The 26,711-nt window shown below is 64.2% G+C and carries 31 protein-coding genes and 1 tRNA gene; 15 read left to right on the top strand and 17 right to left on the bottom strand.

What is annotated here, in order from left to right:
• Window positions 1-19 precede the first annotated feature (19 nt).
• From P6U28_RS12410 to P6U28_RS12420, 3 genes are all read right to left on the bottom strand, one after another.
• Window positions 20-436, bottom strand: coding sequence for a cupin domain-containing protein (locus P6U28_RS12410; RefSeq protein WP_122403369.1), 417 nt, complete (start codon window positions 434-436; stop codon window positions 20-22).
• A 48-nt stretch (window positions 437-484) separates the two neighbouring features.
• On the bottom strand, window positions 485-1,228 hold the full coding sequence (locus P6U28_RS12415) for an SDR family oxidoreductase (protein ID WP_122403368.1): 744 nt from the start codon (window positions 1,226-1,228) through the stop codon (window positions 485-487).
• Window positions 1,229-1,620: 392 nt separating this feature from the next.
• Complete coding sequence (locus P6U28_RS12420; RefSeq protein ID WP_122403367.1) at window positions 1,621-2,697, bottom strand: methyl-accepting chemotaxis protein; 1,077 nt, start codon at window positions 2,695-2,697, stop codon at window positions 1,621-1,623.
• Between the two features lie 287 nt (window positions 2,698-2,984).
• Between P6U28_RS12420 and recJ the strand changes: the two genes are divergently transcribed.
• From recJ to P6U28_RS12435, 3 genes are all read left to right on the top strand, one after another.
• Window positions 2,985-4,826 carry a single-stranded-DNA-specific exonuclease RecJ gene (gene recJ / locus P6U28_RS12425; RefSeq protein WP_122403366.1) on the top strand — a complete coding sequence of 614 codons (1,842 nt, stop codon included), beginning with the start codon at window positions 2,985-2,987 and terminating at the stop codon, window positions 4,824-4,826.
• Between the two features lie 33 nt (window positions 4,827-4,859).
• A complete protein-coding gene (locus P6U28_RS12430; RefSeq protein WP_162500290.1) occupies window positions 4,860-5,669 on the top strand; it encodes an SDR family NAD(P)-dependent oxidoreductase in 810 nt (269 codons plus the stop codon).
• Window positions 5,670-5,766: 97 nt separating this feature from the next.
• A complete protein-coding gene (locus P6U28_RS12435) occupies window positions 5,767-6,564 on the top strand; it encodes an aldolase (protein ID WP_122403364.1) in 798 nt (265 codons plus the stop codon).
• Window positions 6,565-6,671: 107 nt separating this feature from the next.
• Here the strand turns inward: P6U28_RS12435 and P6U28_RS12440 are convergent, their stop codons facing one another.
• Window positions 6,672-7,901, bottom strand: a complete 1,230-nt coding sequence (locus tag P6U28_RS12440; protein ID WP_122406688.1) for a lytic murein transglycosylase — start codon at window positions 7,899-7,901, stop codon at window positions 6,672-6,674.
• Between the two features lie 209 nt (window positions 7,902-8,110).
• Here P6U28_RS12440 and P6U28_RS12445 point away from each other — a divergent pair, with 209 nt between their 5' ends.
• On the top strand, window positions 8,111-8,362 hold the full coding sequence (locus tag P6U28_RS12445; RefSeq protein WP_122403363.1) for a hypothetical protein: 252 nt from the start codon (window positions 8,111-8,113) through the stop codon (window positions 8,360-8,362).
• Between the two features lie 152 nt (window positions 8,363-8,514).
• Here the strand turns inward: P6U28_RS12445 and P6U28_RS12450 are convergent, their stop codons facing one another.
• A complete protein-coding gene (locus tag P6U28_RS12450; protein ID WP_122403362.1) occupies window positions 8,515-9,045 on the bottom strand; it encodes a MarR family winged helix-turn-helix transcriptional regulator in 531 nt (176 codons plus the stop codon).
• Between the two features lie 54 nt (window positions 9,046-9,099).
• Here P6U28_RS12450 and P6U28_RS12455 point away from each other — a divergent pair, with 54 nt between their 5' ends.
• A complete protein-coding gene (locus P6U28_RS12455) occupies window positions 9,100-9,579 on the top strand; it encodes a carboxymuconolactone decarboxylase family protein (protein ID WP_129145686.1) in 480 nt (159 codons plus the stop codon).
• 20 nt (window positions 9,580-9,599) lie between these two features.
• Window positions 9,600-10,103 (top strand): cupin domain-containing protein, encoded by a 504-nt coding sequence (locus tag P6U28_RS12460; RefSeq protein ID WP_122406687.1) that lies wholly within the window; start codon window positions 9,600-9,602, stop codon window positions 10,101-10,103.
• Window positions 10,104-10,200: 97 nt separating this feature from the next.
• On the opposite strand, the gene P6U28_RS12465 is transcribed toward P6U28_RS12460, so the two are convergent.
• From P6U28_RS12465 to efp, 3 genes are all read right to left on the bottom strand, one after another.
• A complete protein-coding gene (locus P6U28_RS12465) occupies window positions 10,201-11,109 on the bottom strand; it encodes an amino acid ABC transporter substrate-binding protein (RefSeq protein ID WP_122403360.1) in 909 nt (302 codons plus the stop codon).
• A 147-nt stretch (window positions 11,110-11,256) separates the two neighbouring features.
• Window positions 11,257-12,858 carry a peptidoglycan DD-metalloendopeptidase family protein gene (locus P6U28_RS12470; protein ID WP_129145688.1) on the bottom strand — a complete coding sequence of 534 codons (1,602 nt, stop codon included), beginning with the start codon at window positions 12,856-12,858 and terminating at the stop codon, window positions 11,257-11,259.
• A 45-nt stretch (window positions 12,859-12,903) separates the two neighbouring features.
• Window positions 12,904-13,470 (bottom strand): elongation factor P, encoded by a 567-nt coding sequence (gene efp, locus P6U28_RS12475; RefSeq protein ID WP_024337831.1) that lies wholly within the window; start codon window positions 13,468-13,470, stop codon window positions 12,904-12,906.
• Window positions 13,471-13,632: 162 nt separating this feature from the next.
• Between efp and epmA the strand changes: the two genes are divergently transcribed.
• Genes epmA through P6U28_RS12490 form a run of 3 tightly spaced genes read left to right on the top strand, consistent with a single transcriptional unit; the run spans window position 13,633 to window position 16,071 of the window.
• Complete coding sequence (gene epmA / locus P6U28_RS12480; protein ID WP_122403358.1) at window positions 13,633-14,685, top strand: EF-P lysine aminoacylase EpmA; 1,053 nt, start codon at window positions 13,633-13,635, stop codon at window positions 14,683-14,685.
• A complete protein-coding gene (locus tag P6U28_RS12485) occupies window positions 14,682-15,776 on the top strand; it encodes a lysine-2,3-aminomutase-like protein (RefSeq protein ID WP_122403357.1) in 1,095 nt (364 codons plus the stop codon). The genes epmA and P6U28_RS12485 overlap by 4 nt, the downstream gene beginning before the upstream one ends.
• A 43-nt stretch (window positions 15,777-15,819) precedes the next feature.
• Window positions 15,820-16,071 carry a hypothetical protein gene (locus tag P6U28_RS12490; RefSeq protein WP_122403356.1) on the top strand — a complete coding sequence of 84 codons (252 nt, stop codon included), beginning with the start codon at window positions 15,820-15,822 and terminating at the stop codon, window positions 16,069-16,071.
• Window positions 16,072-16,129: 58 nt separating this feature from the next.
• Here the strand turns inward: P6U28_RS12490 and P6U28_RS12495 are convergent, their stop codons facing one another.
• The 6 genes from P6U28_RS12495 to P6U28_RS12520 all read right to left on the bottom strand — a co-directional run bounded on the left by P6U28_RS12495 (window position 16,130) and on the right by P6U28_RS12520 (window position 20,768).
• A complete protein-coding gene (locus P6U28_RS12495; RefSeq protein ID WP_122403355.1) occupies window positions 16,130-17,215 on the bottom strand; it encodes a 3-deoxy-7-phosphoheptulonate synthase in 1,086 nt (361 codons plus the stop codon).
• Window positions 17,216-17,453: 238 nt separating this feature from the next.
• On the bottom strand, window positions 17,454-18,032 hold the full coding sequence (locus P6U28_RS12500) for an HdeD family acid-resistance protein (protein ID WP_122403354.1): 579 nt from the start codon (window positions 18,030-18,032) through the stop codon (window positions 17,454-17,456).
• A gap of 74 nt (window positions 18,033-18,106) precedes the next feature.
• On the bottom strand, window positions 18,107-19,147 hold the full coding sequence (locus P6U28_RS12505; protein WP_122403353.1) for a PrsW family glutamic-type intramembrane protease: 1,041 nt from the start codon (window positions 19,145-19,147) through the stop codon (window positions 18,107-18,109).
• A gap of 327 nt (window positions 19,148-19,474) precedes the next feature.
• On the bottom strand, window positions 19,475-19,744 hold the full coding sequence (locus tag P6U28_RS12510) for a hypothetical protein (protein WP_162500289.1): 270 nt from the start codon (window positions 19,742-19,744) through the stop codon (window positions 19,475-19,477).
• A 97-nt stretch (window positions 19,745-19,841) separates the two neighbouring features.
• Entirely contained in the window at window positions 19,842-20,468 is a 627-nt protein-coding gene (locus P6U28_RS12515) for a PilZ domain-containing protein (RefSeq protein WP_122403352.1), read from the bottom strand.
• 225 nt (window positions 20,469-20,693) lie between these two features.
• Window positions 20,694-20,768: transfer RNA gene (locus P6U28_RS12520), tRNA-Glu, on the bottom strand.
• 227 nt (window positions 20,769-20,995) lie between these two features.
• Between P6U28_RS12520 and P6U28_RS12525 the strand changes: the two genes are divergently transcribed.
• From P6U28_RS12525 to P6U28_RS12535, 3 genes are read left to right on the top strand one after another with little or no spacing between them, the layout of a single operon-like run.
• Window positions 20,996-21,250 (top strand): PilZ domain-containing protein, encoded by a 255-nt coding sequence (locus P6U28_RS12525; protein ID WP_122403351.1) that lies wholly within the window; start codon window positions 20,996-20,998, stop codon window positions 21,248-21,250.
• Window positions 21,251-21,304: 54 nt separating this feature from the next.
• Window positions 21,305-21,562, top strand: a complete 258-nt coding sequence (locus P6U28_RS12530) for a hypothetical protein (RefSeq protein WP_122406686.1) — start codon at window positions 21,305-21,307, stop codon at window positions 21,560-21,562.
• 6 nt (window positions 21,563-21,568) lie between these two features.
• Complete coding sequence (locus P6U28_RS12535) at window positions 21,569-21,736, top strand: hypothetical protein (RefSeq protein ID WP_122403350.1); 168 nt, start codon at window positions 21,569-21,571, stop codon at window positions 21,734-21,736.
• Window positions 21,737-21,956: 220 nt separating this feature from the next.
• Here the strand turns inward: P6U28_RS12535 and P6U28_RS12540 are convergent, their stop codons facing one another.
• Window positions 21,957-22,595 carry a glutathione S-transferase family protein gene (locus P6U28_RS12540; RefSeq protein WP_122403349.1) on the bottom strand — a complete coding sequence of 213 codons (639 nt, stop codon included), beginning with the start codon at window positions 22,593-22,595 and terminating at the stop codon, window positions 21,957-21,959.
• 305 nt (window positions 22,596-22,900) lie between these two features.
• Complete coding sequence (locus P6U28_RS12545) at window positions 22,901-23,353, bottom strand: VOC family protein (RefSeq protein WP_122403348.1); 453 nt, start codon at window positions 23,351-23,353, stop codon at window positions 22,901-22,903.
• A 470-nt stretch (window positions 23,354-23,823) separates the two neighbouring features.
• On the opposite strand from P6U28_RS12545, the gene P6U28_RS12550 reads away from it, so the two are divergent.
• A complete protein-coding gene (locus P6U28_RS12550) occupies window positions 23,824-24,231 on the top strand; it encodes a hypothetical protein (protein WP_122403347.1) in 408 nt (135 codons plus the stop codon).
• 66 nt (window positions 24,232-24,297) lie between these two features.
• Here the strand turns inward: P6U28_RS12550 and P6U28_RS12555 are convergent, their stop codons facing one another.
• Window positions 24,298-24,420, bottom strand: coding sequence for a hypothetical protein (locus P6U28_RS12555; RefSeq protein ID WP_283809888.1), 123 nt, complete (start codon window positions 24,418-24,420; stop codon window positions 24,298-24,300).
• Between the two features lie 304 nt (window positions 24,421-24,724).
• Here P6U28_RS12555 and P6U28_RS12560 point away from each other — a divergent pair, with 304 nt between their 5' ends.
• Both P6U28_RS12560 and P6U28_RS12565 read left to right on the top strand, forming a co-directional pair.
• Window positions 24,725-25,105, top strand: coding sequence for a hypothetical protein (locus P6U28_RS12560; RefSeq protein WP_129145701.1), 381 nt, complete (start codon window positions 24,725-24,727; stop codon window positions 25,103-25,105).
• 234 nt (window positions 25,106-25,339) lie between these two features.
• On the top strand, window positions 25,340-26,686 hold the full coding sequence (locus P6U28_RS12565) for an IS5 family transposase (protein WP_407122344.1): 1,347 nt from the start codon (window positions 25,340-25,342) through the stop codon (window positions 26,684-26,686).
• The last annotated feature ends 25 nt before the right edge of the window (window positions 26,687-26,711 follow it).

Consider the following 26,711-nt stretch of genomic DNA (forward strand, 5'->3'; position numbering starts at 1 on the left):
GCGACATGGTCAATCCCTGCTACTTTGCGATCGGCGTCGTCAGCTCCTTGTCGGCTGTATCCACCACGAACACGGCAAGCAGCTTCGCAGGCTCGGTGTCGCTGGCATTGGCACTGACGGCATGGCGGTCGCCGGGCTTTTCAAAGAAGTTCTCTCCCTTGTGAAAGACTTTTGCGGGGCCGTCATTGACCTGACTGCGGATCGCGCCTTCCAGGACCGTGGCATAGATGAAGGCGGAGGGCGCGTGGATGTGGGCCGGCGAGGAGCCTCCGGGACCATACTCGACCAGAACACCCTTCATGCTCTTGCCGGGGACGTTCGGCAGCGCCTGGTCGAACACGACCGACACCTTCGCCGATGGAGCGGCGGGCTCGGCCGCATGGGCGGTCAGGACGGTCGCGGCATGAACCGCCGTTGCGATCAACAATCTCCGCATGGGATTTCCCTCTGCTGCAGCTGGAGTAATGGCAGGACCGACGGAGCCTCAGAGGCTCACGAGCCATGTTGCGAGCGACGTCGTCCCGAGCCGCGCCTCACCGAGCGGGTTCAGCGATGTGTCGTCGATGGGGGCGCCGTAATACAGCGCCGTCGGATCTCCGATCACGGGACGTGTGTCGCCGGACGCCTTCAGGCGACGTGCGATGAATTCATTGAAGGGGGCCTTCTCAGGGCCAGCGATATCGATCGTGCCGTTGAGCGGCCGGCCGGTCGCGACCTCCGCGAGGCGATCGACGACGTCATCGGCCGCGATCGGCTGAAACTGAGCTGTGGGAACGACGATCTTTCCGTCGATCACACCGGCGTCGGCGATGGCCCCGAGGAATTCGAAGAACTGGGTGGCGCGCACGATCGAGTAGGGGACCGAGGCGGACTTGATGATGGTTTCCTGCGCCAGCTTGGCACGGAAGTAGGCGTTGTCGGGTGAGCGGTCGGTTCCGACGATCGAGAGCGCCACGTGATGTTTCACGCTCGCTGCAGCCTCTGCCGCGACGAGATTCTTGCTCGAACGCTGAAAGAAATCGAGCACGGCGGCCGGCTCCCAGGACGGCGCGTTGGCGACGTCGACGACGACATCAGCACCAGCCAGGGCGGCCGCGAGACCTTCGCCGGTCACGGCGTTCACGCCGGATTTCGGCGAGGCTGCCACCGGGTCGTGGCCTTGCCGTTTGAGCTTCGCCACGAGCCTGGATCCGATCAATCCAGTTCCGCCGATCACGACGATTTTCATGGCATGTCTCCTCGTTATTTCGGAGCGCGAGACGATGCAGGCCAAAAGGAACTCACGCTTCTCGCGTCGATCAACGTAATGCGAAGCGACTCTATCCGACCCTTGGCGCAGGCGCTTGCCTGTAACCGACGTGCCTTGCCGGAAAATGCTTTAGAAGCTGGGCTGTGACGTCACGAAATCGGATCGCAAGGGCATCATTCCCTCGGGCCGTGAGCGCAACCTGCGATGATGATAGATTGCCAGTGTTTTGCCCGACGTGTCAAAGCGTCTTGGTGGAGGCGAGGCGGCAACGAAGGCTTTAAAAAACACCAATGAAAACAAACTTCAAGCTACTGTGCATGGGGTTGTTTTCGCGAGTTTTGATCGGGCAGGCGAGATGGCGGCCTCTCGCCTCACGCCGCGCAGATGATCACGCCGTACCAGCCGAGCCCGCGATAGGTCTCGTATCCCGGGGTCGCATGGAACGCGACCAGCGTACCCGTGCGTTCGTGATAGAAGCCGGAGCGCTGGCCGTTCAGCGAGATCGAGATGCGCTCGGTGAGGATGCCCTGGCCGTCGGAGGCCGCGATCACGCGCAAATTCGAATCGACCAGCAGCACACGCGCCTTGTCGCTATCGCCGACGCGGACGCCCTGGACGATGGCGCGGGCCTGTGGCTCCCAGTCGAAATGGATGGCGAGCACGCCGATCGGCGCGCCGCCGGCCTGGCCGCCGGCGCGGACGCTGGCGCAATAGGTCGCGACCTGCGCATTGCCGAGCAGAGGCTGGTTCTCGACGTCGCCGGCGACATAGTCGTCACCGGAGTGCAAGGATCGCGCCTCGCGAAACCATTTGGTGTGAGCGACATTCTGGCCGACGACGCGGAAGCGATCGGCGCGGCCGTTGGCGATGACGTTGCCGTCGAGGTCGCAGAGCCAGAGATCGAGATAGACGGTGTACGCGCCGAGGATCACGCCGAGGCGCTGCGAGGCATGGGAGACGGCCGCCGCGCCAGGCGAGGCCGCGCAATCGACCACGGCGGAGTCGGTCGCCCACCAGCGCACGTCGCAGGTGCGTTCATAGAGATTGCGGTCGATCAGCTCGATCGCATTGAGCGACAGGTCGACCATCCGCTCGCCGCGGGAGCGCTGGCTCATGCGCTCGATCGAGGCGACGAGATCGCCCGTGCGTTTCGTCAATTGGGTTTCGAGCTCGCGGGCGATGGTCTCGACCTGCTGGCCGACGCCGCGCACCTCCTGCGCCACCACCGCAAAGCCGGCGCCTTGCGCGCCGGCGCGCGAGCTCTCGATCAGCGCGTTCAGCGCCAGCATCTTCATCTGGTTGGTGATCTGCTGGATCGACTTGGTCTTGGCGATCGCGATCTGGTTGACCTCCGCGGTGAGGCGGTTGATCAGCGCGGAGATGTCGGAATCATCGTCCGTAGGTTCGGTGGCAATCGGCTTGGCTTTCAGACCCGGCGCAGCAGACATCGGGGACTTCCCTAGGCAATGTGGTCTGATCTGCAATGAACCCGGAACAACAACTTACAGATCGAATACGATTCTTTTTCGAGGATTCCGCCTAACGCCCGCTTAATTTGCCGTTCCGCGGAATGCCTAAATGGTAGTCACTCCGGCCGGTTGGGCGGGCCATCCACCGCTTTGTGTAGCCGGGCCGTTGCAAATCCTGGCCGATTGCCGGCCAATCCTTGAAGCTAGGGACCGTGCGTTCGCGTGATCGCCTGGACCTTCGAGTTCCCATCAACCTGCCTCCTGTCATGACGCCACCCGCCACCGCCTTGCCCATCGAAGTGCCCCAGGCTTTCCTGGGTGTGGCGCGCTCGTTCACAGACAAGCTCTGGCGTGACCGGTTGGACGGGCGCGGAGCGGCCCAGGCGCTCGCCATCGTGCAGCGGCACCGGCTGCCGGAGCTGCTGGCGCGGGTGCTGGCCGGCCGCGGCATCGATATCGAGGCCGTGCCCGATTTTCTCGATCCGACCATCCGAAAGCTGCTGCCGGATCCGTTCACGGTGACAGAGATGGAGGCCGCCGCGAAGCGGATCGCCGATGCGGCGGCGAAAGGCGAGAAGGTCGCGATCTTCGGTGACTACGACGTCGACGGCGCGACCTCGGCGGCGCTGCTCGCCTGGCACCTGCGTCATTGCGGACTTGATCCGCTGATCCACATTCCCGATCGGATATTCGAAGGCTACGGCCCGAACACTGAGGCGGTGCAGTCGCTCGCCGCGAAGGGCGCGACGCTGCTCGTCACCGTTGATTGCGGCACCACCAGCATCGAGCCGCTGGCCGAGGCCAAGCGGCTCGGCATGTCCGTGGTGGTGATCGACCACCACCAATGCGGCCTTGATCTCCCCGAGGTCGACGCGCTGGTCAATCCGAACCGCCCCGATGACCTCTCCGGCCTCGGTCACCTCGCCGCCGTCGGCCTCGTGCTGGTGACCTTGGTCGCGGTCAATCGCGAGCTGCGCCAGCGCGGCTTCTGGAGCAGCGAGATGCCCGAACCCGATCTGCTCGGCATGTTGCATCATGTTGCGCTCGGCACGGTCGCCGACGTGGCGCCGCTGATCGGCCTCAACCGCGCCTTCGTAGCCAAGGGGCTGATCGCGATGCGACGGCGCGACCATATCGGCCATACCGCGCTGATGGACGTAGCGCGCCTGAACGGCCCGCCCGAGGCCTGGCATCTCGGCTTCATGCTGGGGCCGCGCGTCAATGCGGGCGGCCGCATCGGCCGCGCCGATCTCGGCGTGCGGCTGCTGCTCGAAGCCGACAGTGTCGAGGCAGCGCGGATCGCGGCCGAGCTCGACCGGCTCAACAATGAGCGCCGCGTGATCGAGCAGGCGGCGGAAGCGCAGGCCGAGGCCGAGGCACTGGCCTCGATTGGTCTCGAAGACAAGCTCGGCGTCATCGTCACGGCGTCTGAAGGCTGGCATCCCGGCGTCGTCGGTCTCGTCGCCTCGCGTCTCAAGGAGAAATTCTCGCGGCCCGCCTTCGCCATCGCGCTGGAGCCCGGCGGCATTGGCACCGGCTCGGGCCGCTCGATCGCCGGCGTCGATCTCGGCAAGGCGGTGCGGCAGGCGGTTGCCGACGGCATTCTGCTCAAGGGCGGCGGCCACGCGATGGCCGCGGGCGTGACGTTGCGGAAGGAGAAGCTCGCCGAGTTCCGCGCCTATCTCGAGACTGCGCTGGCGCAGGACGTCGCCGAGGCGCGCCATGTCAACGAGCTCTACATCGACGGCGCGGTCTCCGCGCGTGCGGTGACGCCGGAGCTGGCGACGACGCTCAACCGCGCCGGTCCCTTCGGCAGCGGCAATCCGGAGCCGGTGCTGGCGCTGCCGGCGCATCAACTCGTGTTTGCCGACGAGGTCGGGCAAGCGCATCTGCGCCTGCGTTTCAAGGCGGGCGACGGCGCTATCGTCAACGGCATCGCATTCCGTTCGGTCGGCCAGAAGCTCGGCAATGCGCTGCTCGCCAATCGCGGCCAGCAGATGCATGTCGCGGGCTCGCTCTCGGTCGATCGCTACCAGGGCGCCGAGCGCGTGCAATTTCGCGTCGTCGACGTCGCGCTACCGGATCAGGGGCCATCCGTGATTAGATGACAACGGCCTCGAACAACAAAAAAGGGAGTGAACATGGCAGGGCAGGTGGAGGGCAAGGTTGCGCTGGTGACAGGCGGCGCGTCCGGCATCGGCGAGGCGATCGTCGAGCTGTTCGCACGCGAGGGCGCAACGGTCGTCATCACCGACATTGACGAGCTGCGAGGCCCCGAGCTCGCGACGCGCATCACCAAGGCAGGCGGCAAGGCGATCTTCCTGGAGCAGGATGTCACCAGCGAAGAGCGCTGGATCGAGATCGTCGCTGAAGTCGGCAAACGCTATGGCCGGCTTGACGTGCTCGTCTCCAATGCGGGCATCGGCATCTCCGTGCCATCGATCGTCGACATGACGCTCGCTGACTGGCGCAAGCAGAATGCGATCAATCTCGACGGCGTGTTTCTCTCCGTGAAGCATTGTCTGCCCCTGATGCGCAAAACCGGCGGCGGCTCGATCGTCATGATGTCCTCGCTGGCGGGCCTGCGCGGCGCGCCGGGGTTATCGGCCTATTCGGCGACCAAGGGCGGCGTGCGGCTGTTCGCCAAATCGATCGCGATGGAATGCGCGGCTGCTGGCGATGGCATCCGCGTCAACTCTGTTCACCCCGGCATCATCGACACGCCGATCTGGGGTAAGATGCCGACGGGGGCGACCGGCGCCGGTCAGAACGCTCCGATCGATCCGGAGGAGCGCGCGCGGCTCGTCACGCCGCTCGGCCGTGCCGGCCAGGCCACGGAGATCGCCTCCGGCGTGCTGTATCTCGCCTCCGATGCTTCGCGCTATGTCACCGGCAGCGAGCTCGTCATCGATGGCGGCATGAACGCGGGCGGGGTGCCGCGGCGGGCCTGAGGCGCGCAGGGCAGGGTAGCGGTCGCAGGGGCTGACGCGCAGGCGCCGTCCCTGTACAACTCGGAGCCGCTCCCGACCGACAGAGGTATCCTTCGCCATGGCGCACAGCCTTCACGCTTCCTCACCGGCGCCCGCGCCATTCCGGTCCAACCGGCCGGACCTCGCCACCGACGCGATCCGCGCCGCGCGTGAGGATCTCGCCGCCTGCTTCCGCATGGCCGCGCGCAACGGCTTTGAAGAGGGAATCTGCAATCACTTCTCGGCCGTGGTGCCTGGCCATGACGATCTTTTCCTCGTCAATCCCTATGGCTACGCCTTCCGCGAGCTGACGGCGTCAAAGCTCTTGATCTGCGACTTCCACGGCAACGTGCTCGATGGCGAGGGCGTACCCGAGGCGACCGCCTTCTACATCCACGCCGAGATGCACAAGCGCTTGCCGCGCGCCAAGGTCGCCTTCCACACCCACATGCCCTACGCAACGGCGCTGTCGATGACTGAGGGCGATCCACTGATCTGGGCCGGACAGACCGCACTGAAATTCTATGGCCGCACCGCGGTCGACCGGGACTATAATGGCCTCGCGCTCGACAATCGCGAAGGCGCGCGTATCGCCTCGGCGGTCGGCGATGCCGACATCGTCTTCATGAAGCATCACGGCGTGATGGTGCTGGCGCCGACCATCGCGGAAGCCTGGGACGATCTCTATTATCTTGAGCGCGCCGCCGAGGTGCAGGTTCTGGCGATGTCGACGGGCCGCAAGGTGCTGCCAGTCGATCCAGCGATTGCGGCCGCGACCTACAGGCAGATGCGCGAGGGCGATTCCGAATCCGCGCGGCTGCATCTCGCCGCGATCCGCCGGCAGCTCGATGCGGAAGAGCCGCAGTACCGGCACTGAATGTGGGAGGTCATTCCGGGGCGAGGCGAAGCCTCGAACCCGGAATCCAGAGATTGTAGCGCGAGATTCCGGGTTCTGGCTATGCGAGCCCCGGAATGACAAGGTAGCTACGACCCCTGCCGCAGCTTCGCCAGCACCTTCAGCCCGCCATAGCCGTCGGCTGGCACAATCCCGGCGCGCTGCTGAAAATCCTTGATCGCCTTCATCGTGTCGTTGCCGACGCGCCCGTCGGTGCCGCCGGTATCGAAGCCGGCCTTGGTCAGGCGCGTCTGCATCTCCTGTACTTCGGCGAGCGTCAGTGCACGCTCGGAGCCAGGGAAGGGCTGGATAAAGGGTGGGGCTCCCAGGCAGCGATCGCCGAGATGGCAGATCGCCAGCGCATAATTCATGGAAGGGTTGTAGCTCTTCACTGAATAGAAATTTGGCCCCAGCAGGAAGGTTGGTCCGCCCGCAACAGGCGTCCACATCTGCGCGGATGCGTTCGGCTGCGGAAACGGATGGCCATCGGCGCGGGTGACGCCGGCCGCCTGCCACGCCGCATAGGTGCGGCTTCCGCTCATATTGCCGGGCGCGCGCACCTCGTAGCCCCAATGTTCGCCGCGATGCCACTTGCCGCGGTTGACGAGATATTTTGCGGTCGAGCCCAGCGCGTCATCGGGCTTGCCGAACGGCGACACCTTGCCGTCGCCATCATAGTCGATGCCGACATTGAGCCAGACTTCCGGCATCCATTGCGAATGGCCCATCGCGCCGGCCCAGGATCCCCGCATCTCCTCCGGCGTGCTCCAGCCTTTGTCGACGATGCGCAGCGCGTTGATGAGCTCGGTCTCCCAATAAGCCTTGCGGCGCGGTTCGTTCCAGGCCAGCGCTGCGAGCGAGGGAAATACCGGCCTCATGTGATTCTGCTGCACCAGGGGATCGCCATAGGCGGACTCGACGCCCCACAGCGCCAGCAGCGTGCCGCGCTCGACGCCGAAATCGCGCTCGATGCGGGCGAACAAAGATTCGTTGTTCTTCAGCGCGATCTTGCCGTTGATGATGCGCCAGTCCGAGACGCGGCGGTTGATGTATTGCCAGACCTGCTCGTGGAATTCAGGCTGGTTGCGCATCTGCGCGAACACGCTCATGTCCGGCTCGACCCGCCCCATCGCGCGCTGCCATGTCGCGCCGGAAATACCTTTCGCCATCGCGCGTGCACGAAAGCTCTCACGCCATTCGTCGAAGCCCGGAGGCGAGGCGAGAGCGTGCGGCGGGATTGCAAGCAAAGCGGCGGCGCCGAGCGTCGACTGGAGCAGGGCGCGGCGCGTGTGACGTGACGGGGAATCAGCGTGTTTCATGGTGCACATTCTAGCCGGAAAGATGGCGCGTGTGAGTCGGTTCCCGGAACAGCAACGACGCGTGAATTCTGCCTGATTGCGCGGCCGTTCCCACCGGAACAAGTGTCGCACTCCCGCATTCCCTCAACGCCAGGAAGGACGGGAAGATTCGGCCGCGGGGCCGGGCCTGCTTCCGGGATGCAGTCTGTTCATCGAAATTTCGGGGTGGAATGAAGATACGCACGCATGCGGAAAGCCATGTCGTCGAACTCGACGACGGATCGCAATGGAAGATCTTTCCCGGGGACCTCGCGACCACGTTGAGCTGGAAGCCCGAAACCGATTTGCGTCTCGAGCGGAGCGCTGAGCGGACGAGTTCGCACGTGCTGGTGAATACCGCAGATCAAAGCCGTGTGCGGGTGATCCCGGCCGATGAGACCTGGCCGGACGGCGAGGTCAAAAATGCGTTGCGGGGTGGCTAGAGCATCCTCACTCAGTCTAGAGATCGTTCAGATTGCATCGGTAACCAATACTGAGCGACAAGCTTTGTCGTCCGCGAGCCATGCCTCCGCGGCATTCGACAGCGGCACAGGCTTCGTCCCGGATGCGATGAAGGTTGAGACGCTGCCCGCTTCTATTCCTTCTGCAACTCGATTGCCACGTTGGCGAGCCAACGCCGGATCGTGATTTCCGCCTTGTCATCGAGGCCTTTTGCCAAGCGTTTCTCCAGCAGCATCACCCGCTCCCGGCACGCCTTCAGGAGCGTGGCGCCGCGCGGTGTCAGCGTCCACTGCTGGATGCGGCCGTGGACCGGATGGGGCGTCATCGCGATCGCGCCCTCGCGTTCGAGATTGCGGATGATGACGCCGACGGTCTGGGGGGTCAGGAAGGTGAGGCGGGCGACATCGGCCCCTGAGAGGCCCGGATAGGCATTGAGCATCGTCAGCACCGCGAATTGCGGTGAGGTCACGCCGAGATCGGCGAGCATGCGCTCCATCTTCAGCCGGACCGCGGCGTGAGCCTGGCGCAGAAGATAGCCGAGATAACCTTGCTCGCCGCGTTTGCCTTCGCCGGGCGCGGGAATATGCACGGCGCCGCCGTCGGCACGTGCTGGCGTCTTGCGGGCGGTTTTCGATCTTGCGGTCGCAGCGGTCTTGCGCGCCATATCAGAGCTCTTATAATAAGTAAGTACACTTATAATAAGACGAGGTGAATCGCAATGTCACACGCCCGCAGCGAGTACGAGGATTTCAAGAAGATCGCGCCCGATGTGTATGATCTGCTGCTGGCTCTGGGCCAGCTTGCGGCCAAGGCCGGCCTGGACAAGCAGCTGCTCGAGCTGGTCAAGCTGCGTGCCTCGCAGATCAACGGCTGCGCCTTCTGCGTGCAGCACCATGTCCTGCTGTCGGAACGGATCGGCGTTCCCGTCGACAAGCTCCACCTCGTCGCGGTCTGGCGCGAGGCGCCGATCTTTTCGCCGCGCGAGCGTGCCGCGCTGGCCTGGGCCGAGGCGCTGACCTGTCTGCCCGACGGCGTCAGCGAGGAGGTCTACGCCGAAGCCTCTGGCGAATTCTCCGAGACTGAGCTGGCGTACCTGACGTCGGCGGTCGTCTCCATCAACGCCTGGAACCGCTTTGGCGCGGCGTTTCGTTGGACACCTGCAATGCGGCCGGCCGCCGCCGCCGCCGCTGCATCCTGATGGAGACAGGGGAGATCGCGATGACAGTCATGAGTGTTTCTGCCGCGCGGCGTCCGGCGCCGTCACGTTCGACGGCGCTTGCCGTCATCGCAGGGCTCGCCTGCGCGCTTGCGATCGGCAGAGCGCTGCCGGTGACGATGGACACCGTCTCAGGCGTGCTGACCCCGCTTTGCGCAACGGCAGCGGAGAGCTCGCCTCTCGACAAGGTCGAGCCGATCGGCTCCTACGCGCTTCCGAACGTCCCGGGCAAGCGCGTGACCATCGTGCGTGTGTCCTATGGTCCGGGCGGGTTTTCGCGGCCGCATCGTCACGCGGGCTCGGTTACGGCCTACATCACCAAGGGCGAGATCCGCTCGCAACTCGGTGGCGGTCCGGTCGAGACGTTCGGCGTCGGCCAGTCGTTCTTCGAGCCGCCGGGCTCGACGCATCTCGTATCGGCGAACGCGAGCGCAACGGAGCCTGCGGAATTGATCGCAGTGTTCGTGGCGGACGAAGGCGCGCAGCTCACGACCTATCTGGATTGACGCTACCCACGGGTGAAGGCAGCGACGCCCGGGGCCGTCGTCGCGAAGGTCCCGGACGTCTCTCTCATCCGGGCCACGCATCGAGCGGGCTCTCTCGTCAGCCCCCATACGATGCGGGGTCGGGATTGTCCGACGGGTGCTCGAACGACTTCTTCATCGAGACGGGCATCGGTACGTGGAAGTTCAGTCCGCGGGGCGGCACCGGCTCCATGAACCATTTGTTGTAGATCTTCTCGATCTCCGGGCTCTTGTAGAGTTTTGCGGTTGCACGATCGACCACTGCCTTGAACGGCACGTCATCCTTGCGCAGCATGATGCCGTAGGGTTCGGGATCGGAAAAAGCGCCGGTGCTGATGGCATAGAGCGACGGATCCTTCGCCGAGGCGATCATGGCCGCAAGCTGGATGTCGTCCATGACGAAGGCCTGCGCGCGGTCGGTCTCGACCATGAGGAACGCCTCCGGGACATCCTTGGCGTTCATCACGGTGATCCCGAGCGACCGGGCCGCATTGGCCTTGTTGAGCTGGGTGATGTTGGTGGTGCCGGAGACCGAGACGACGGCCTTGCCCTTGAGGTCATCGACCTGGTCGAGCTTTGAAGCCTTCTTCGACACGAAGCGGCTTGCCGTGAGGAAATGGGTGTTGGTGAACCAGACCTGCTTCTGGCGCTCGGCATTGTTGGTCGTTGAGCCGCATTCGAGATCGATGGTGCCGTTGGCCATCAGTGGAATGCGGCTGGACGAGGTGACCAGGTTCTCGTTGACCGCGAGCTTGTCCAGCTTCAGCTCGACTTTGATCTCCTCGACGATCTTCATGCAGATGTCGATGGCATAGCCGATGGTTTTCTGCTTCTCGTCGATATAGCTGAAGGGTACGGCACTGTCGCGCACCCCGAGCGTGATCGCGCCGGTCTCCTTGATCTTCTTCAGTGTACCGGTCAATTCCTCCGCATGAGCCGGCACGGCCAATGCGACGGCCAGAACGACTGCCGTGGTGAGACAACGCATGTGCTTCCCTTCTTCCAGTTTGCCCAGCGGGAGCCAAGCAATTCCGGGGCCAGAGAAGGCGCGATGTTTTGGAGGTGACCTGACGCCGATCCGGCCAGTTCCGCGCGTGCATGAGACGGGAAGCTGCGCGGTGAGGCGCGAATTGCCTCAATTCTCCTCGCCGCTCGATCCCTCGCGCAGGTCCGGCTTGAGCACGTCTTCGGGCAGCGCATGCGCCACAGGCTGCGAGGCTCCCGCAATGTCCGGCCCGACCTCGCGGCCGCGGGCGTGGATCAGGCGCTCATAGGCAGAGACTAGCGTGACGTAGGGGCTGACCCAGATCCAGCCGTCGCGGGTGAACACCTGGACGTCGAAATGCAGGTGCATCGACGTGCCGGCAGGATGGTCGAGATAATTCGAGATCACGCCGATCTTCTCGCCTTCGCTGACGACACGGCCATTGAGCACGCCATCGGCGTTCATCGCCTGCGGATTCATGTGCATGTAGCGGAAGCGGATGTGCTCGGTGCGGCTGTTGACTTGAAGCGTCGCGGCCTGGTCCTTGGCTGCGCGGATCACGATCGCATCGCGTACGGCGACGACACCGCGCTGCTTGGGATCGCAGGGCGCGCGGCCTTCACCGGGCGGCGGGCAGTCGGCGGCGCGGATGTCCTCGCCCTGGTGGCCGTAGCCTCCACCACATTGCCACACCTCGAAACTGCGTGACTCGCAGAAATTGTCGCGCCAGGGATAGGTGGTCAGACCTTCGCTCTTGTCGCGCTTGCCATAGGATTGCGAACGCACGAAAGCGGGCGCCTTCTCCAGCGGAAAGCGGATCTGGGCATACGCGATTGTGTCGGAATGGCCGCCCTGCTTGCGGTAGCCGGTGTTCGGGATGATGTCACCGCTCGGCCTGTAGCTGAAATCCGGCGAACGCGCCGCGGGGCGATCGATGACATTGGAGGTAATGTCCGTCAGCGGCCGCATGCGCTGGCCGCCTGCGACGCGCAGCGCCTTCAGGAAACGCTCGGCAACCGGATAGGCCTCCTTGCAGGCGAGTCGCCGCGGCCTGGCAACGCTGTCGAGGCACTGAATCGACACCACATAGGCGACCCCGAAACGGGTGAAGGCGTAGCGAACATAGCCTTCCCGGATGAACTTGCGCAGATCCGGGTAGATTGCTGCGAGCATCTTGACTGGCTCGCCTTTGCCCCCAGAGGGATCGGCGATGTCGTAGACGAGCGCCGAGCCCGTGATCTGCACCTCGACGGGCCTTGCGAACACCCGGCTCGGCATGCCCTCGCCGGCGCCGGGCTCGAGCGAGAAGGTCGCGCTGTAGCCAGCGGGGCCGGCATCGAACATGTCGACGGGATTGAAATCAGCCTGGTAGCGCGACAGCGCGAGCGTCGCCGGCGCGCCGCTGCGTTGCGCCTCGAGGTACGCGGCAGCATCGAACGGCAGCAGCACCGGCACGGGACTTCGGGTAATGCCGGTGAAAAAGCGCGAGGAGATCGCGTTGAGCTGCACCAGTGCGGGCATCGCGCGCGGATCGTAGCGCGGCACCGAACGGCGGGGTGCGAAGATGAAGTCGCCCGCTATCTGCGGGCGGCTGTTGATCTCGACACGGAGTTGGTCGAGCGCCGCGCGCCAGTCGACGCGCAAGGCGGTGAGCGAGGGGCTGCGGAATTCATCCGCAGCAAGCGGCGCGGCAATGAGGAGCGACAGCGACGCAAGAAGAAGCGAGACGAAGCGGAAACTCTTCCTGCCCACTGCCTCGCCCCCCGGCGGTACTCGTTCCGATCCTCGATTGCTCGCTCAGTCCTTGGCGCGCTCGGCGTAGGAGCCGTCTTCAGTCATCACCACCACGCGGGTGCCGACCGTGATGTGCGGCGGCACGGTGGTGCGCACGCCGTTGGAGAGAACCGCGGGCTTGTAGGAGGAGGAGGCGGTCTGGCCCTTGGTCACGGGCTCGGTCTCGACCACCTCCAGCGTCACGCGCTGCGGCAAGGCGATCGCCACCGGGTTGGTGTCGTGCATGGACAGCTTGACCGTCATGCTCTCCTGGAGATATGCGGCGGCGTCGCCGACGACGTCCTTGGAGACCTGGACCTGGTCGTAGGTCTCAGGGTTCATGAAGTGGTAGCCGTCGCCATCCTCATAGAGGTAGGTGTAGTTGCGCTCTTCTATCGTGGCCTTTTCGACCTGATCGGTGGTCTTGTAGCGTTCGGAGATCTTTACCCCGTCCGAGATTCGGCGCATTTCGATCTGGCTGACCGGGGTGCCCTTGCCGGGATGGATGTTCTCGGCACTCACGACGACATAAAGTTTGCCGTCTTGCTCGATCACGTTGCCCTTGCGAATAGAACTGGCGATGACTCTCAAAGCTGTATTTCCTGCTTGCTTGCCCCGGCACCAGCCAGGACGTGGTCAAATTGATGGGGGACTTGGGGCCTCAAATCGGACTTCGGCGCCCGTTTCGGGCCGCAACATACTGATTTTGCCGTTGGATGCCAGCACTTTGCTGCTGGTTGGGGCAGTCGGTTAATGGCTGGGGACAAGCCGATCTCGCCGTTCTGGTCGCCCTCGCGGCACCTCGACCGTCGGCCGTTCCTGCAGGCCAGGGGCGCCGTGACCGGAGCTTTGCGGGGCTTTTTTGCCGAACAGGGCTTCGTGGAGGTCGAAACGTCGGTCCTGCAGGTCTCCCCGGGCAATGAGACCCATCTGCACGCCCCCCGGACCGAGATCATGCGGCCCGACGGCAGCCGGGCCAGCCGATACCTGCGGACCTCGCCGGAATTTGCCTGTAAGAAGCTGCTGGCGGCAGGCGAGACGCGGATTTTCGAGTTTGCTCGGGTGTTCCGGGACCGCGAGCGGGGCGACCTGCATCTGCCCGAATTCACCATGCTGGAATGGTACCGGGCAGGCGCTCCCTACGACACCATCATGGCCGATTGCGTCGTTGTGATCGCCCGTGCGGCGCAGGCGACCGGGATCGGGACCTTCTCCTTCCGCGGCCGGACTGCCGATCCCTTCGCCGAGCCGGAGCGCCTGACGGTGGCGGGCGCTTTCGAACGCTTCGCCGGCATCGACCTGCTGTCGACAATTTCGGGCGGCGAGGGTAACCGTGCCGCGCTCGCCGAGGCGGCGCGCGGCAAGGTGCGTGTGGCCGACGACGACACCTGGTCCGACATCTTCAGCAAGGTTCTGGTCGAGCATGTCGAGCCGCGTCTGGGGCAGGGGCGTTTGACCATTCTGTTTGAGTACCCATCTCCAGAGGCGGCGCTGGCGCGGGTGAAGGCGGGCGATCCGAGGGTCGCCGAGCGTTTCGAGGTCTATGCCTGCGGCGTCGAACTCGCCAACGGCTTTGGCGAACTGACCGATGCCGAGGAGCAGCGAAAACGCTTCACGGAATCGATGACGGAAAAGCAGCGCCGCTACGGCGAAGCCTATCCGCTCGACGAGGACTTTCTGGCTGCGGTGGCCGCAATGCCGGAGGCGAGTGGCATCGCACTCGGCTTCGACCGGCTGGTCATGCTGGCGAGCGGCGCAACACGAATTGATCAGGTGGTGTGGACACCGCCTGCGGATGAGAGATGACGAAGACGAATCTTGCACGCACTCTGCGTGAGCCTGCCGAGCTGGTGGCCGAGGGCCTGGCTCCCGCATCGGCGCTGCCGGCGCTCGAACGCGTTGCCGCGCGCTATGCCGTGGCGATCACGCCGGATCTGGTCGAGCTGATCGAGACGACCGATCTCGATGACCCCATCGCGCGGCAGTTCGTTCCGACCGCAGCCGAGCTGGACCTGACGCCGGGCGAGAACGCTGACCCGATCGGCGACCATCCGCATTCGCCGGTTCCCGGGATCGTGCACCGCTATCCCGACCGCGTGTTGTTCAAGCTCGTTCACGTCTGCGCGGTCTATTGCCGGTTCTGCTTCCGCCGCGAGATGGTGGGGCCCGGCAAGGAGAACGCGCTGTCGGACAGCGCCTATCGCGCGGCGATCGACTACATCCGCTCGCATGGCGAGATCTGGGAGGTGATCCTGACGGGCGGCGACCCCCTGATGCTGTCGCCGCGGCGGATGAGCGAGATCATGGCCGACCTCGCGGCAATCGATCACGTCAAGATCATCCGTCTTCACACCCGCGTACCCGTGGCCGATCCCGCGCGCGTCAGCGAGGAGATGATTGCGGCGCTGAAGGTCGAGGGAGCCATCACCTGGGTCGCGCTACATGCCAACCATGCGCGGGAGCTGACCGGAACGGCGCGCGCCGCCTGCGCGCGTCTCATCGACGCCGGCATTCCCATGGTGAGCCAGTCCGTACTTTTGCGCGGCGTCAATGACAACATCGCCGCTCTGTCGAATTTGATGCGAGCTTTCGTCGAATGCCGGATCAAGCCCTACTACCTGCATCACGGTGATCTCGCGCCCGGCACCGGGCATTTGCGAACGACGCTGGCCGAGGGACAGGATTTGATGCGGCAGTTGCGCGGGCGGGTGTCGGGGTTGTGTCAGCCTGACTACGTCATCGATATTCCCGGCGGCGCCGGCAAATCACCGGTCGGACCAAATTATGTGTCGGAGGCACGAAATATCGCGGACGATGCGCGTGAAGCGGGAGCCGAAACGCGCTATCGTATCGTGGATTATTGCGGCGATGTTCATCTCTATCCGCCCGAAAGATGAGCGGGGCTGAAATGCGAGCCGGTTGGAGAATGGAGAAGCGGACATGAAAAAGATCATGCTGGCAGCATCGCTCGTGGTCTTGCTCGGCGGCGCTGCGGTCGCACAGACAGGCGGCTCCAAGGGTTCGACATCCGGCGGCGGCCCGGGAACGGTGTTGCCGGCGCCCGTCGGCCACCGCCAGCCGCGCGCGGCCGATGTGCCGAGTGAGAAGAATCTGAGCAATCCGAGCACTCCCGCGAACAAGGAAGATGCGGAGCTCGATCGCAAGATCAAGAGCATCTGCCGCGGCTGCTGATTGCTTCACCTCTCCCCGGCGGGGAGAGGTAAGCAAGCCAACTTAGCCGCGTCATTTCTCAGGCCGACCGTTCGTGGCGCCCTGCGCGCTGGGTGTTGCGGCGGATCTCGACCGCGTCGGCGAGCTGCTCGAGCGCGGTTGCCGTGGTCGCCCAGTCGATGCAGCCGTCGGTGATGCTCTGCCCGTAAGTGAGCGGCTTGCCAGGCACCACGTCCTGACGGCCGGCGACGAGGTTGCTCTCGATCATCACACCCATGATGCGGCTCTCGCCGCCCGAGATCTGACCAGCGATATCGGCCATCACCAGCGGCTGGTTCTCCGGCTTCTTGCTCGAATTGGCATGGCTCGCATCGACCATCACCAGCGGCGCGACGCCGGATCTGGTCAATTCATTGCAGGCGGCCGCAACGCTTGCCGCATCGTAGTTCGGCTTGCTGCCGCCGCGCAGGATGACGTGGCAATCCTCGTTGCCGGCGGTCGAGGCGATCGCCGAACGGCCGAGCTTCGTCACCGCCATGAAGTGATGCGGATGCGAGGCCGACTTCACCGCGTCCGCTGCGATCCGCACATTGCCGTCGGTGCCGTTCTTGAAGCCGACCGGGCAGGACAGCCCCGAGGCCAGCTCGCGATGGATCTGGCTCTCGGTCGTCCGCGCACCGATCGCGGCCCAGGAGACGAGGTCTGCGATGTATTGCGGCGTCGTCATATCAAGGAATTCGGTGCCCGCGGGGAGGCCGAGATTGTTCACCGCCGACAGCACGTTGCGCGCCAGCCTCAGGCCCTTGTTGATGTCGAAGCTGCCGTCGAGATCGGGGTCGTTGATGAGGCCCTTCCAGCCGACCGTGGTCCGCGGCTTCTCGAAATAGACCCGCATGACGATCTCGAGCTGGTCGGCAAGGTCTTCGCGCAGGCGTGCAAGGCGCTCGGCGTAGTCGAGCGCCGCCTTGGGATCGTGCACCGAGCAGGGGCCGACCACGACCAGCAGGCGGTCGTCCTGGCCGCTCAGGATGGCGTGGATGGCGTTGCGGGCGGCCATCACCACGCGCGTTGCGGTGAGCGTGCGCGGAACCTCCCGCATCACCTCTTCCGGCGTGCTCAGTTCTTTCAGTTCACGGATACGAAGATCGTCGGTCGTGCTCAGCACGGCGGGCTCCTGTCTGTGTTGGAAACCTGCCGGCCAATAAAAAAGCCGCCAGGTCTGGCGGCTTGTTCGGACGTTTGCTGCAATGTGTCAGATTGAGCGCGATCCTCCCGCCGCCAGCGAGCTGTCGTAGCTAAAGTACCAAAAATAGCTGGTGGCGACGGTGATCATGGCAGGCCATATAGCGTGCCGCTGGCGGATTGTCACCCCCAAAAAAATGCGCGGGAGGCGATGATGCGTCTCAGGTGTTGCTCTTGCGCGCCGCCAGCGCCATGCCGGTCAGGGTGGCGCCACCGAACAGCAGGTTGATACCGACGAGCACGCCGATCGCCCATTCTGCCGAGCTCGGCAGTCCCGTGATCACCATGAACGAGATCGCGATGTCGATGAGGCCCGAGATCAGGAGCCATGACCAGCGGCTGCTCAGCTCGCGGCGGTGCTCCAGTGCGTACATGATAGTGGCAACGCCCTCGGCGAGGAAATAGGCGCCGAGCACGATGGTCAGCGTCAGCACGGCCTGCATCGGCCGGGCCAGCAGCAACATACCGGTGAGCACGGCCAACGCGGCCGAGATCAGCGACCACCAGAAGCCTGGCGTGCTGCGCGCCCAATAGGTCGCGATCAGTCCGCCGATACCGCTGATCAGGAACATCCAGCCGAGGAAGATCGTGGTCGCAAGACTCGCGAGCGGCGGAAGGATCAATGCGGCGACGCCGAGAACCACAAGGAGGATGCCTTCGAACAGGAAGGCCTTCCAATGCGCCTCGACCGCCTGGCTCATCGCGGATTGCAGCCGTGAAAATTCCTCAGGCGATGTCATGATGGCCTCGATCTCGAAAGCCGTTCCATGCGGTCCAATCTAGTAGGTGTGCACCGCGCTTGCCATCCCGCGCCTCAGCCACCGCCCTGCATTGAGGAAAAACCTTCACCACTCGTGCGAATGCGGTTGCGGCCGAGAATGTAGATCGCCGTTGTGACAATCAGAAGCGCGAGGCCGAGCAGGATCGAGACGAAACCAATCGGGATCAGCGCCAGCGTCAGGTTGCGTTCGGGGTTGATCAGCCAGTGGTGGATCGAGGTCAGCACGAAGGCGAGCCCGACAAAGCCGATGCCGCCGCCGGCAAGCAGCAGCGCCCACATCCGCCGCAACTGGCTGAGCCGTTCGCGTGCCACATCAGTCCGCGGCGCATGATGGCGCGCGACGCGCCGGACCAGGCGGATGGCGAAGGCAATCGAGCTGAAGCCGATCAGGAGGCTCGCCGCGCCCAGCCACATGCGAAGCGTCGGATCCAGGTCGGGCATTCTTTGCAGGGTCAGTAGCGGGAAATCGAAGGCCGAATGCAGCGCGAGCGGGCCGGCGAAGATCAACAGCCGGCTGGAAAAACGGGCCCAATCGCGATGGTGGCGGTTGGCGCCCAGTGCCGTGCCGGCGCGCGCGATCGTCAGGTAAGCGCCCGCAATGATGCCGAGCGCGCCGTGGAATGGCACAGTCAGCACGCTGCGCAGAGCGGCCAGCGAGCGCCACATCTCCGCGTGCTGGACCAGATAAGCGAGGTTCTCATAGGCGGCGAAGCCGAGGCCTACCGCGGCGCCATAGACCACGGTGTCCATCGGATTGGCAAAAGTCCGCCGCTTGGTCGAGGAGACCAGCACGATGGCGATCACCTTGACGGCCTCCTCAGGCAGCGCGACGCCGAAGATCGAATGCATGGCCAGCGCCGCCCAGGGGTCGTCGGGGGCGGCGACCATTTTGGCGAAGGGGGCGCGGGCGAGACCCAGCAGCGAAATGCTGGCCGCACCTAACAAGAACGCGGTCCAGACCTGGGTCGGCGGTCCGGGGCGCTCTTCGGCGGCAATGACAAGCCACAGCATTAGCAGCGCCGGGGCGACGGCGGCAGTTCCAAGGACAGTGGGGAGCGCTTCAATCAGGTACATCGGCGCCGAAGATAGGTTCCCTTGTTCCGCTTATCTACGTTCAACGATGCGACCATGTGTCATGCGCCTGCTGGCGGTGCGCTTAGCGCGCGCGACAGCTTCCGTTCATCGACGCCCGGACCAAGAATAGAAGCGCAATCAATTGCATGACAAAGAATGCTCGTCATCCATCGCAACAACAATGCGCCCGACATGGGATCGGGATTCGGCAAGCCAGATCAAGGAAGTGCGTGGGTTTCTTCGCTTCCCGGCGCACTTGTCCTGACGGCAGCACCGCGGGGCATGCGCCGGCGGTAGTGGCCCAGTGATGGCCCGCCCTTTTCCGGCTCAGTGCGTGGTGATCGTCGGCGCGTCGGGGGCGACGTCGAAGGCGCCGAGATGGAACTCCTCGCCGGCCGACTCATGTGATTCGGAATGCTGCGCCAGCAGCGTGAACGCGGCCTGTGGGTATCGCTTCCAGATCTCGAGATCGCCGGCCGTGATGGTGAGCCAGCCGAACGTGTACATGTAGCGTCCGGGCTCGGTCACCCGGCCGACCCTGTCCCAGGTGATCTTACCAACTTTGATCTTATCAACTGTGATCTTGTCGACTGCCATTCGGTCCCCCGATCGCAAGTCTGCAAAATGACGTCCGGCCCGCGGCACGGACGCGCAAAGGCTGATCCGGCATTGGGGCCGCTATAGGGCGGCGAGGTCAGGCCGACTTCAGCAAGTGCGTGCGGACGATCAGGCGGTTGAGGTCGTCCCGGTTCTGCTTTTCGGCGAATTTGACCGCAAAGCCGTGGTCGAACTTGCGGATCACCCGCCCGACGCAGGCGCCGACCGCGAGCGCGGTTCCGAGCGGCGGATCGTACTCTGAGGACACCGCGACGCCGGCCGTCGAGACGTCGATGATGAAGCACGGGTGACTGCTGCCGTCGGCGAGAGTGAGGACGGTGTGCGAGACCTGCGGAACGAAACGCGCGTCACGCCGCAGCTCGCGAACGCTGGCATCCTTTTGCTTCTTCTCGAGCCAGGTCAGCTTCTCCGACATCCAGGCGCGCCGCGTCCGCGTCATCTCGAGCTCCATCAGGAAGCCCGCCTTCAACGTCGCGCTGATGGTGCACTGGAGTTCGCCGAAATCCTGGAAGTAGGAGGTCACGCGTTCGCCGACCTTGCCGACGACAGGCACGTCCACGATCATCCGGAAAGGCGAGACACGCTTGGTGCGGCAGGCGAAGCTGCGGAGCTTGCCTTCGCAATCGTACCAGCGGGGCAGCGAATAGCTGCCGCTCACCGCAAGGTCCACTGCTCGCTGTCTGAGGAACTCTGCGACGGACATGAACGCAAACCGGGGTTTTGGGGGATTTCCGTATTCCCACGGTAGCGGCCAAACTCTAAGCAAATGATACCAGCGTGCATGAGCAGGGGTAAATTTCCGGTTAACCCCAGGCGCCACTGAGCCACCGCGTGATCGCAGAGGTCGAATAGTCGCAGGCGAGGTCCGTGCCTACTCGAAGCAGCTTTCCAACTCAGGTGTTTCGGCGATGAGGAGCGGCGGCAGATTTGGCGCTCCCTAGCGGAATCGAACCGCTCTCTCCACCGTGAAAGGGTGGCGTCCTGACCGATAGACGAAGGGAGCAAACGCAGGGCCCCGCCGCTTTCCGCGGCACGGCCGCTGGCCGGCCGAGCAGTGCCCGGCGGCTTGCAGCGGGCGAACGTATAGTGGCCTTTGCGCTCCCGGGCAAGCCATTCGGGAACGGACTTTTGGCTCCGGTGGACGGCGCCGGCTCCGGGATCATCCGGAGGCGATTTCAACGGTTTGTTAGGGTTCCCTGCGTAGCGCTGGACAGGGGAGATTTTTCGCCAATGCCACCGCCGAAGAAGCGCGCAGCCCGCAAGCTGCTGTCGCGGCACGCCTGGATCACGCTCGACGGCGGCTTCGCCGCGCGGCATTGCCTGGTCCAGGACATTTCGGATACGGGCGCCAAGATCACACTGGACGAGGACGCGAGCCAGCTTCCGGGCGTGATCCGAATGGCCTTCGCACGCGACGCGCGCACCGGGCGGAGCTGCCAGGTGGTGTGGCGCCGCGGCAAGTCGGCCGGCGTCAAGTTCATCTGATCACGGACGCGGACGCCGATGGCGCGCAGCGCCGGTCCGGGCTACAAGGCGGTGATGCGCACGCCGCTCCTCATCCTGATCTCGTTGCTGGTCACGTCCGCGACTGCGGCTGAGAGCTTGCGCCTGCCGCCTGCCGAGCGGCCGCAGGCGGGCAAGGAGACCGGCAAGGCGCTGCCGCTCGCGGGCACGGCCGGGACGGCGAGGACAGGATCCTGCGCCTCCTACGGCCCGCGCTTCGTCCTGGTCGAGGGCACCGGCACCTGCGTCAAGATTGGCGGCGCGATCAGCATCGACACCACCATCCGGCGCTGATGTGCCATGCCTGCGGATCTGATACGGCTCGACATCATCGTCCCCGTGCTGATGTATTGCGCGCTTTTGCTGTGGGTCGGCCGCGGCCTCAGCTGGACCGCGCGCCTCGCCACCGCCGCGGTGACTCTGTTGCTGATCATCTGCGTGGTTGTGGTCGAGCGCGGCTGGCGCTAGGGGCCCCAAAACAAAAACCGCGAAAACAACCCCATGCACGGTAGCCAAGCCACGGCAAATGCTTATGGTTTTCAGAATTATGATTTTGCGAAATCGAGCTTGAGGCGTCGGGCAAAACAGGGGTATGATGCCATCGTCGAAAGATGCGGCCGATCGGTCGCGCGGCTTGCTCCGACGACGGTTCCTCGCGCGATCGTCGCAGCTTGCGCCGCGCCGGCGCTCACGACATCGGCGGTGCGACGAATTGCGCAAATCCGGGCCGTTTGCCGAGCTCGGCGAACCAGCGGGTGAGGTGCGGCTGCGCCGGCCGGCTGATGCCTTCGACGCCGAGCCAGCGCCGCGCATAGGACCCGATCGCGATGTCCGCCAGGGTGAACTGTTCGCCCTCGACGAAGCGGCGGGTGGCGAGCAGGCGGTCGGCGATGGCCCAGACCTCGGCCGCGGCATCGGCATCGCGCTGCACCTGGATCATGTCGCGCTCGGCGGGCGCCGTGCGCACGATGCCCCAGAACACCGGGCGGTCGACCGGCTGCACCGTCGACAGCGTCCAGTCGAGCCAGCGGTCGACCGAGGCGCGCTGCTTCGGCGCCTCCGGATAGATCGGCGTGCCGCGCCCATGCGCGAGGCAGAGATAGCGCATGATCGAATTGGACTCCCAAAGTATGAAGTCGCCCTCGACCAGCGTCGGGATCCGCGCATTGGGGTTCATCGCGAGATACTCGGCCTCGCGGGTCTTGCCGTATTGCATGCCGGCATCGATCCGCTCGTAAGCAAGGCCAAGCTCGGTGAGGCACCACAGCACCTTCTGCACGTTGACCGAATTGGCGCGGCCCCAAATCGTCAGCTTGGTGTCAGGCATGAAGCGTCTCCCGCGGCATTGTTCGGTGTCGAAATCCACCTTGCTACGGGTGATAGCGGAACTCGGCGCTCGGAGCGATGCGCGATTGCGGCGCGTCCCTCATGCAAAAAGCTCCGTACGCGACGGAGCTTTCATTGCAAAGTTCGATCTGACGCTCAGCGGCCGAAGAACAGCCACAAGAGAATGATCACCGGGATCGGCACGCCAAGCAGCCACAGCAACAGCCCTCTCGCCATCGCATCCTCCTCCAATCGCATCACTGGAGGGTGAACGCCCGCCGCGAACGCTTGTTCCGGCGCGCAAGCTTACCAGTGGCCGGTGTTGGGCATCGATGCCCACGGCTCCTGCGGCGCCTTCGGCTCGCCCTTCTGCAGCAGCTCGATCGAATGCAGGTCCGGCGACCGGACGAAAGCCATGTTGCCGTCGCGCGGGGGACGGTTGATGGTGACGCCGGCCTTCATCAGCTTCTCGCAGGTGGCGTAGATGTCGTCGACCTCATAGGCGAGATGGCCAAAGAAGCGATCCTCGCCGTACGTCTCCTCGTCCCAATTGTAGGTGAGCTCGACCAGCGGCGCCCCACGCGTCGGCGGCTGCTGCTTCAGCGCCTCCAGATCGTCCGCCGAGCACAGGAACACCAGCGTGAACCGCCCCTTCTCGTTCTCGATCCGCCGCACCTCCTTCAAGCCCAGCGCATCCTGGTAGAACTTCAGCGCGACATCGAGATTGCGCACGCGCAGCATGGTGTGGAGGTATCGCATGGTTATTGCTCCCTTGGATTGACGGAGGGTTTTGCTTTGGGCCGGGACGGCGGGAGGAGAGATAGCAGGAAAGTAGGGGGAGCGGCAGGGGCAGAAAGGCCTCGCAAAAATGATTGTCTGCCAATGTACCTCGAAGCTGATGGGCAAAGCCGCTACTACTAACGGCGAATTCTTTCGTTTCGCCCCGCACGCATACCTTTCCACTTATTGCATCTACATGGCCGGAGTTTTTGAACGGAAGCACGACACTATCGACTCGATAGCGCGGTGAACCAGCGCAGCATTCGCCGCGACGAATGCCCGGAAACGAGATTCATTCGCCGTGACTTGGTTCAAACGATACATCGTGGGCTGCTCTGATCGCGGTGCAGGGCAGGGCGGGATGAGCCTCCGGCGCCGAGATCGTTGACGCCCATGAACGGAGAGCGGCGCAATTCGGACGCGGAGTCCCGAGAGTCCCGCGAGGTCGTATGAGACGGTTTCTTGTTTTCGTCCTGATATTCCCGCTGATACTGACGCTGATTCTGAGCGCACTCTCTTTCTACGAGGACACCTCGGTTGCCGACATGCAGGTCATGCCGGGCATGATCTGGAGAGGATATCTGATCGGCATCGTTCCGGCGCTTGTAACTGCGCTCGTGGACTGGTTGCTCAGGCGGCACCATCTCTCCCGCATTCTTCCGACAGCGCTGTCCGGGTACGCGCTTGCGGCTGGCGCGGGGCTCCTGATGCGCGATGTCAGCGTGTTTGAGGCCTTGCGGTTCGGCTTTATCGGCGCAGTTCCGGCTGCAATGTGCTCGGTGTTCTCGGGCAAGCAGAGGCTGGATGACGTCGCGGGCAATTACGCCGACAGTGCACTCAACTCAAACTGCAATTAGGCGAGTTTCCAACACTGTCACCGTAATTCGGAGATCGATGACGTGATCGCAACGACAGTCGCCGGTCTACAGCTGGCGGCCGAGCGCCAGCCGCGGGCCGAGTGGCGCAATCGCGAGCTGGCGGCCGAGCGCTTTCAGGCGTCCACGGAAACCTGCTGAAATGAGGAGACCGCCGAGGCGGCCTCTCACTGGCACCTCATACCTGTGCATGTCTCACTGTTATTTACCCCACAAGGATACGTCACCTGCTGGCACCGCGACGATTGTTGCGGTGCGGGCTTGGGTGAGTCGGGAATCTTGGGGGCGTTCCGGACGCCGAGGGTTTGGGTGTGGCTGATTGGGCGACATCTCGTCTGACCTGCAAAGGTTCATCTGAAACCAGGTGATCGATGGGGATACTGTCAGGTCGAGAGGTAACGTGTATCGCCTTCAACATGGTGGCCGGGGGAGCGGTGTGGCCGGGGGAGCGGTAGCTCGTACGGAACTATCGGACGTGCAACTCATTGAGCCGGTTGTTCATGTCAAGGACCGCCCTGTGAACCACATCGCCATTATCTTGATCTTACTCGTTGGCGGCTCTTCGCTCGCCTTGGCGCAGAGTGCGGGTGAATCGAGCAGTGGCGGAACTGCGGCCACCAGTTCCACAGGTTATGCGGGCGGCACCCTATCGACTGGGCATGCCATAAGCGGCACTGCTGGCTCCTCCGGTCCCAACGTCGGCAATGCGCTCAGCCATGCATCGACTGGCGGCGACGTGGATGCTTCCTCGGTTACTCAGGCTCCAACCTCGCACGATAACGCGGTAGATACGCCCGCCGCCCATCGCGCCATAGACAACTTGGGCAACACCGATGTCGGCATTCTCAAGAAGTAAGACCATGCCGCAATTGCCGCGGCTGGAGCTGAAGCCCGAAAACCGTTGCCTCGTGCCCTTTCAGCAGTCATCCGTGAAGAGCGGCTAAGCGATTGAGCTGGAATCGCATTTGTGGTTGCGGGGTGTTTTAGGATTGCAGGGTTTTGATGCTTCGGGCATCGGAACCTTGCAATTTCATTTTCAGGATTCCGTCGAATCGCCAGACATGATTCGGTGGCCGCATCGGAGGTGGCGATGCGACCGAAGAAGCACAGGACGACGGGATCGGGCGATCTGTTCCGGGCCAGGCTGGACCAGATCATCAACATGAAGCACGAGCTGGTTCAGCTCGCTGGCAAGGTCGATTGGGACTGGATCGACGGCGAGATCGCGCCGCTCTACAGCGAGAACGGCCGGCCCGGCATCGCGACCCGCTTCGTGATCGGGCTGCTGCTGCTCAAGCACATTTACGGCCTGTCCGATGAGGGGGTCTGCGAGCGCTGGGTCCACGACCCATATTTCCAGTACTTCACCGGCGAAGAGTTCTTCCAGCACGCCTTCCCGCACGAGCGCTCGGACCTGAGCCACTGGCGCAAGCGGCTCGGCGACAAGCTGGAACTGCTGCTGGCCGAGAGCCTGCGGGTGGCGCACGAGGCCGGCGCGTTACGCGGCCAAGACCTCAAGCGGGTCACAGTCGATACCACGGTGCAGCCGAAGGCGATCACCTTCCCGACCGATGCCAAGCTGCTGCACGCGGCGATCAAGGGGCTCAACCGCCTGGCGAGGAAGCACGGGGTCAAGCTGCGGCAGTCCTATCTTCGCGTCGCCAAGACCGCGGCCATGATGGCGGGACGCTACGCCCATGCCAAGCAATTCAAACGGCATCAGCGGCAGTTGCGCATCCTGCGCAGCCGGTTGGGCCGGATCATCCGCGATATCCGCCGCAAGATCGAAGCTCAGGCCGTGCTCGAGAACGCCTTCGCCCTGCCGCTCAGCCGGGCCGCGCAGATCCGCTCGCAGCAGCAGCGCCAGCGCGGCTGGAAGCTGTATTCCTTCCATGCTCCGGAGGTCGAGTGCATCGGCAAGGGCAAAGCAGCCGCGCCTTACGAGTTCGGTGTCAAAGCCTCCATCGTCACCAACAACCGCCGTGCTCCCGGCGGCCTGTTCGTGCTGCACGCCAGGGCGCTACCCGATAACCCGTACGACGGTCACACCCTGCGGGACGTCATCGACCGCACCGAGACACTCACCGGCTGTCCGATCGAGCGGGCCTATGTCGACAAGGGATACCGCGGCCATGACGCGCAGAACCCGCGCCGTGTCTTCATCTCCGGCCAGAAGCGCGGCGTCTTCGGTATCATCAAGCGCGAGCTGCGCCGCCGCTCCGCCATCGAACCCGTCATCGGACACCTGAAGGCCGATGGTCACCTCGGCCGCTGCTACCTCAAAGGCCGCGCCGGCGATGCCGCCAACGTCATCCTCTCTGCCGTCGGTCACAACTTCCGCCGCATCCTCGCCTGGCTGAGGGTTCTTTGGTGCCTCTTCCTGGCCACCCTCATCGCAGCCATCAGCGACCGCTCACCGCTGCAATCGGCTTCTTAACGGACGACTCAGCAGCTTCGCCGAA

Source organism: Bradyrhizobium sp. STM 3561 (assembly GCF_045571455.1).
In the GTDB taxonomy this organism is placed as follows: Bacteria; Pseudomonadota; Alphaproteobacteria; order Rhizobiales; family Xanthobacteraceae; genus Bradyrhizobium; species Bradyrhizobium vignae.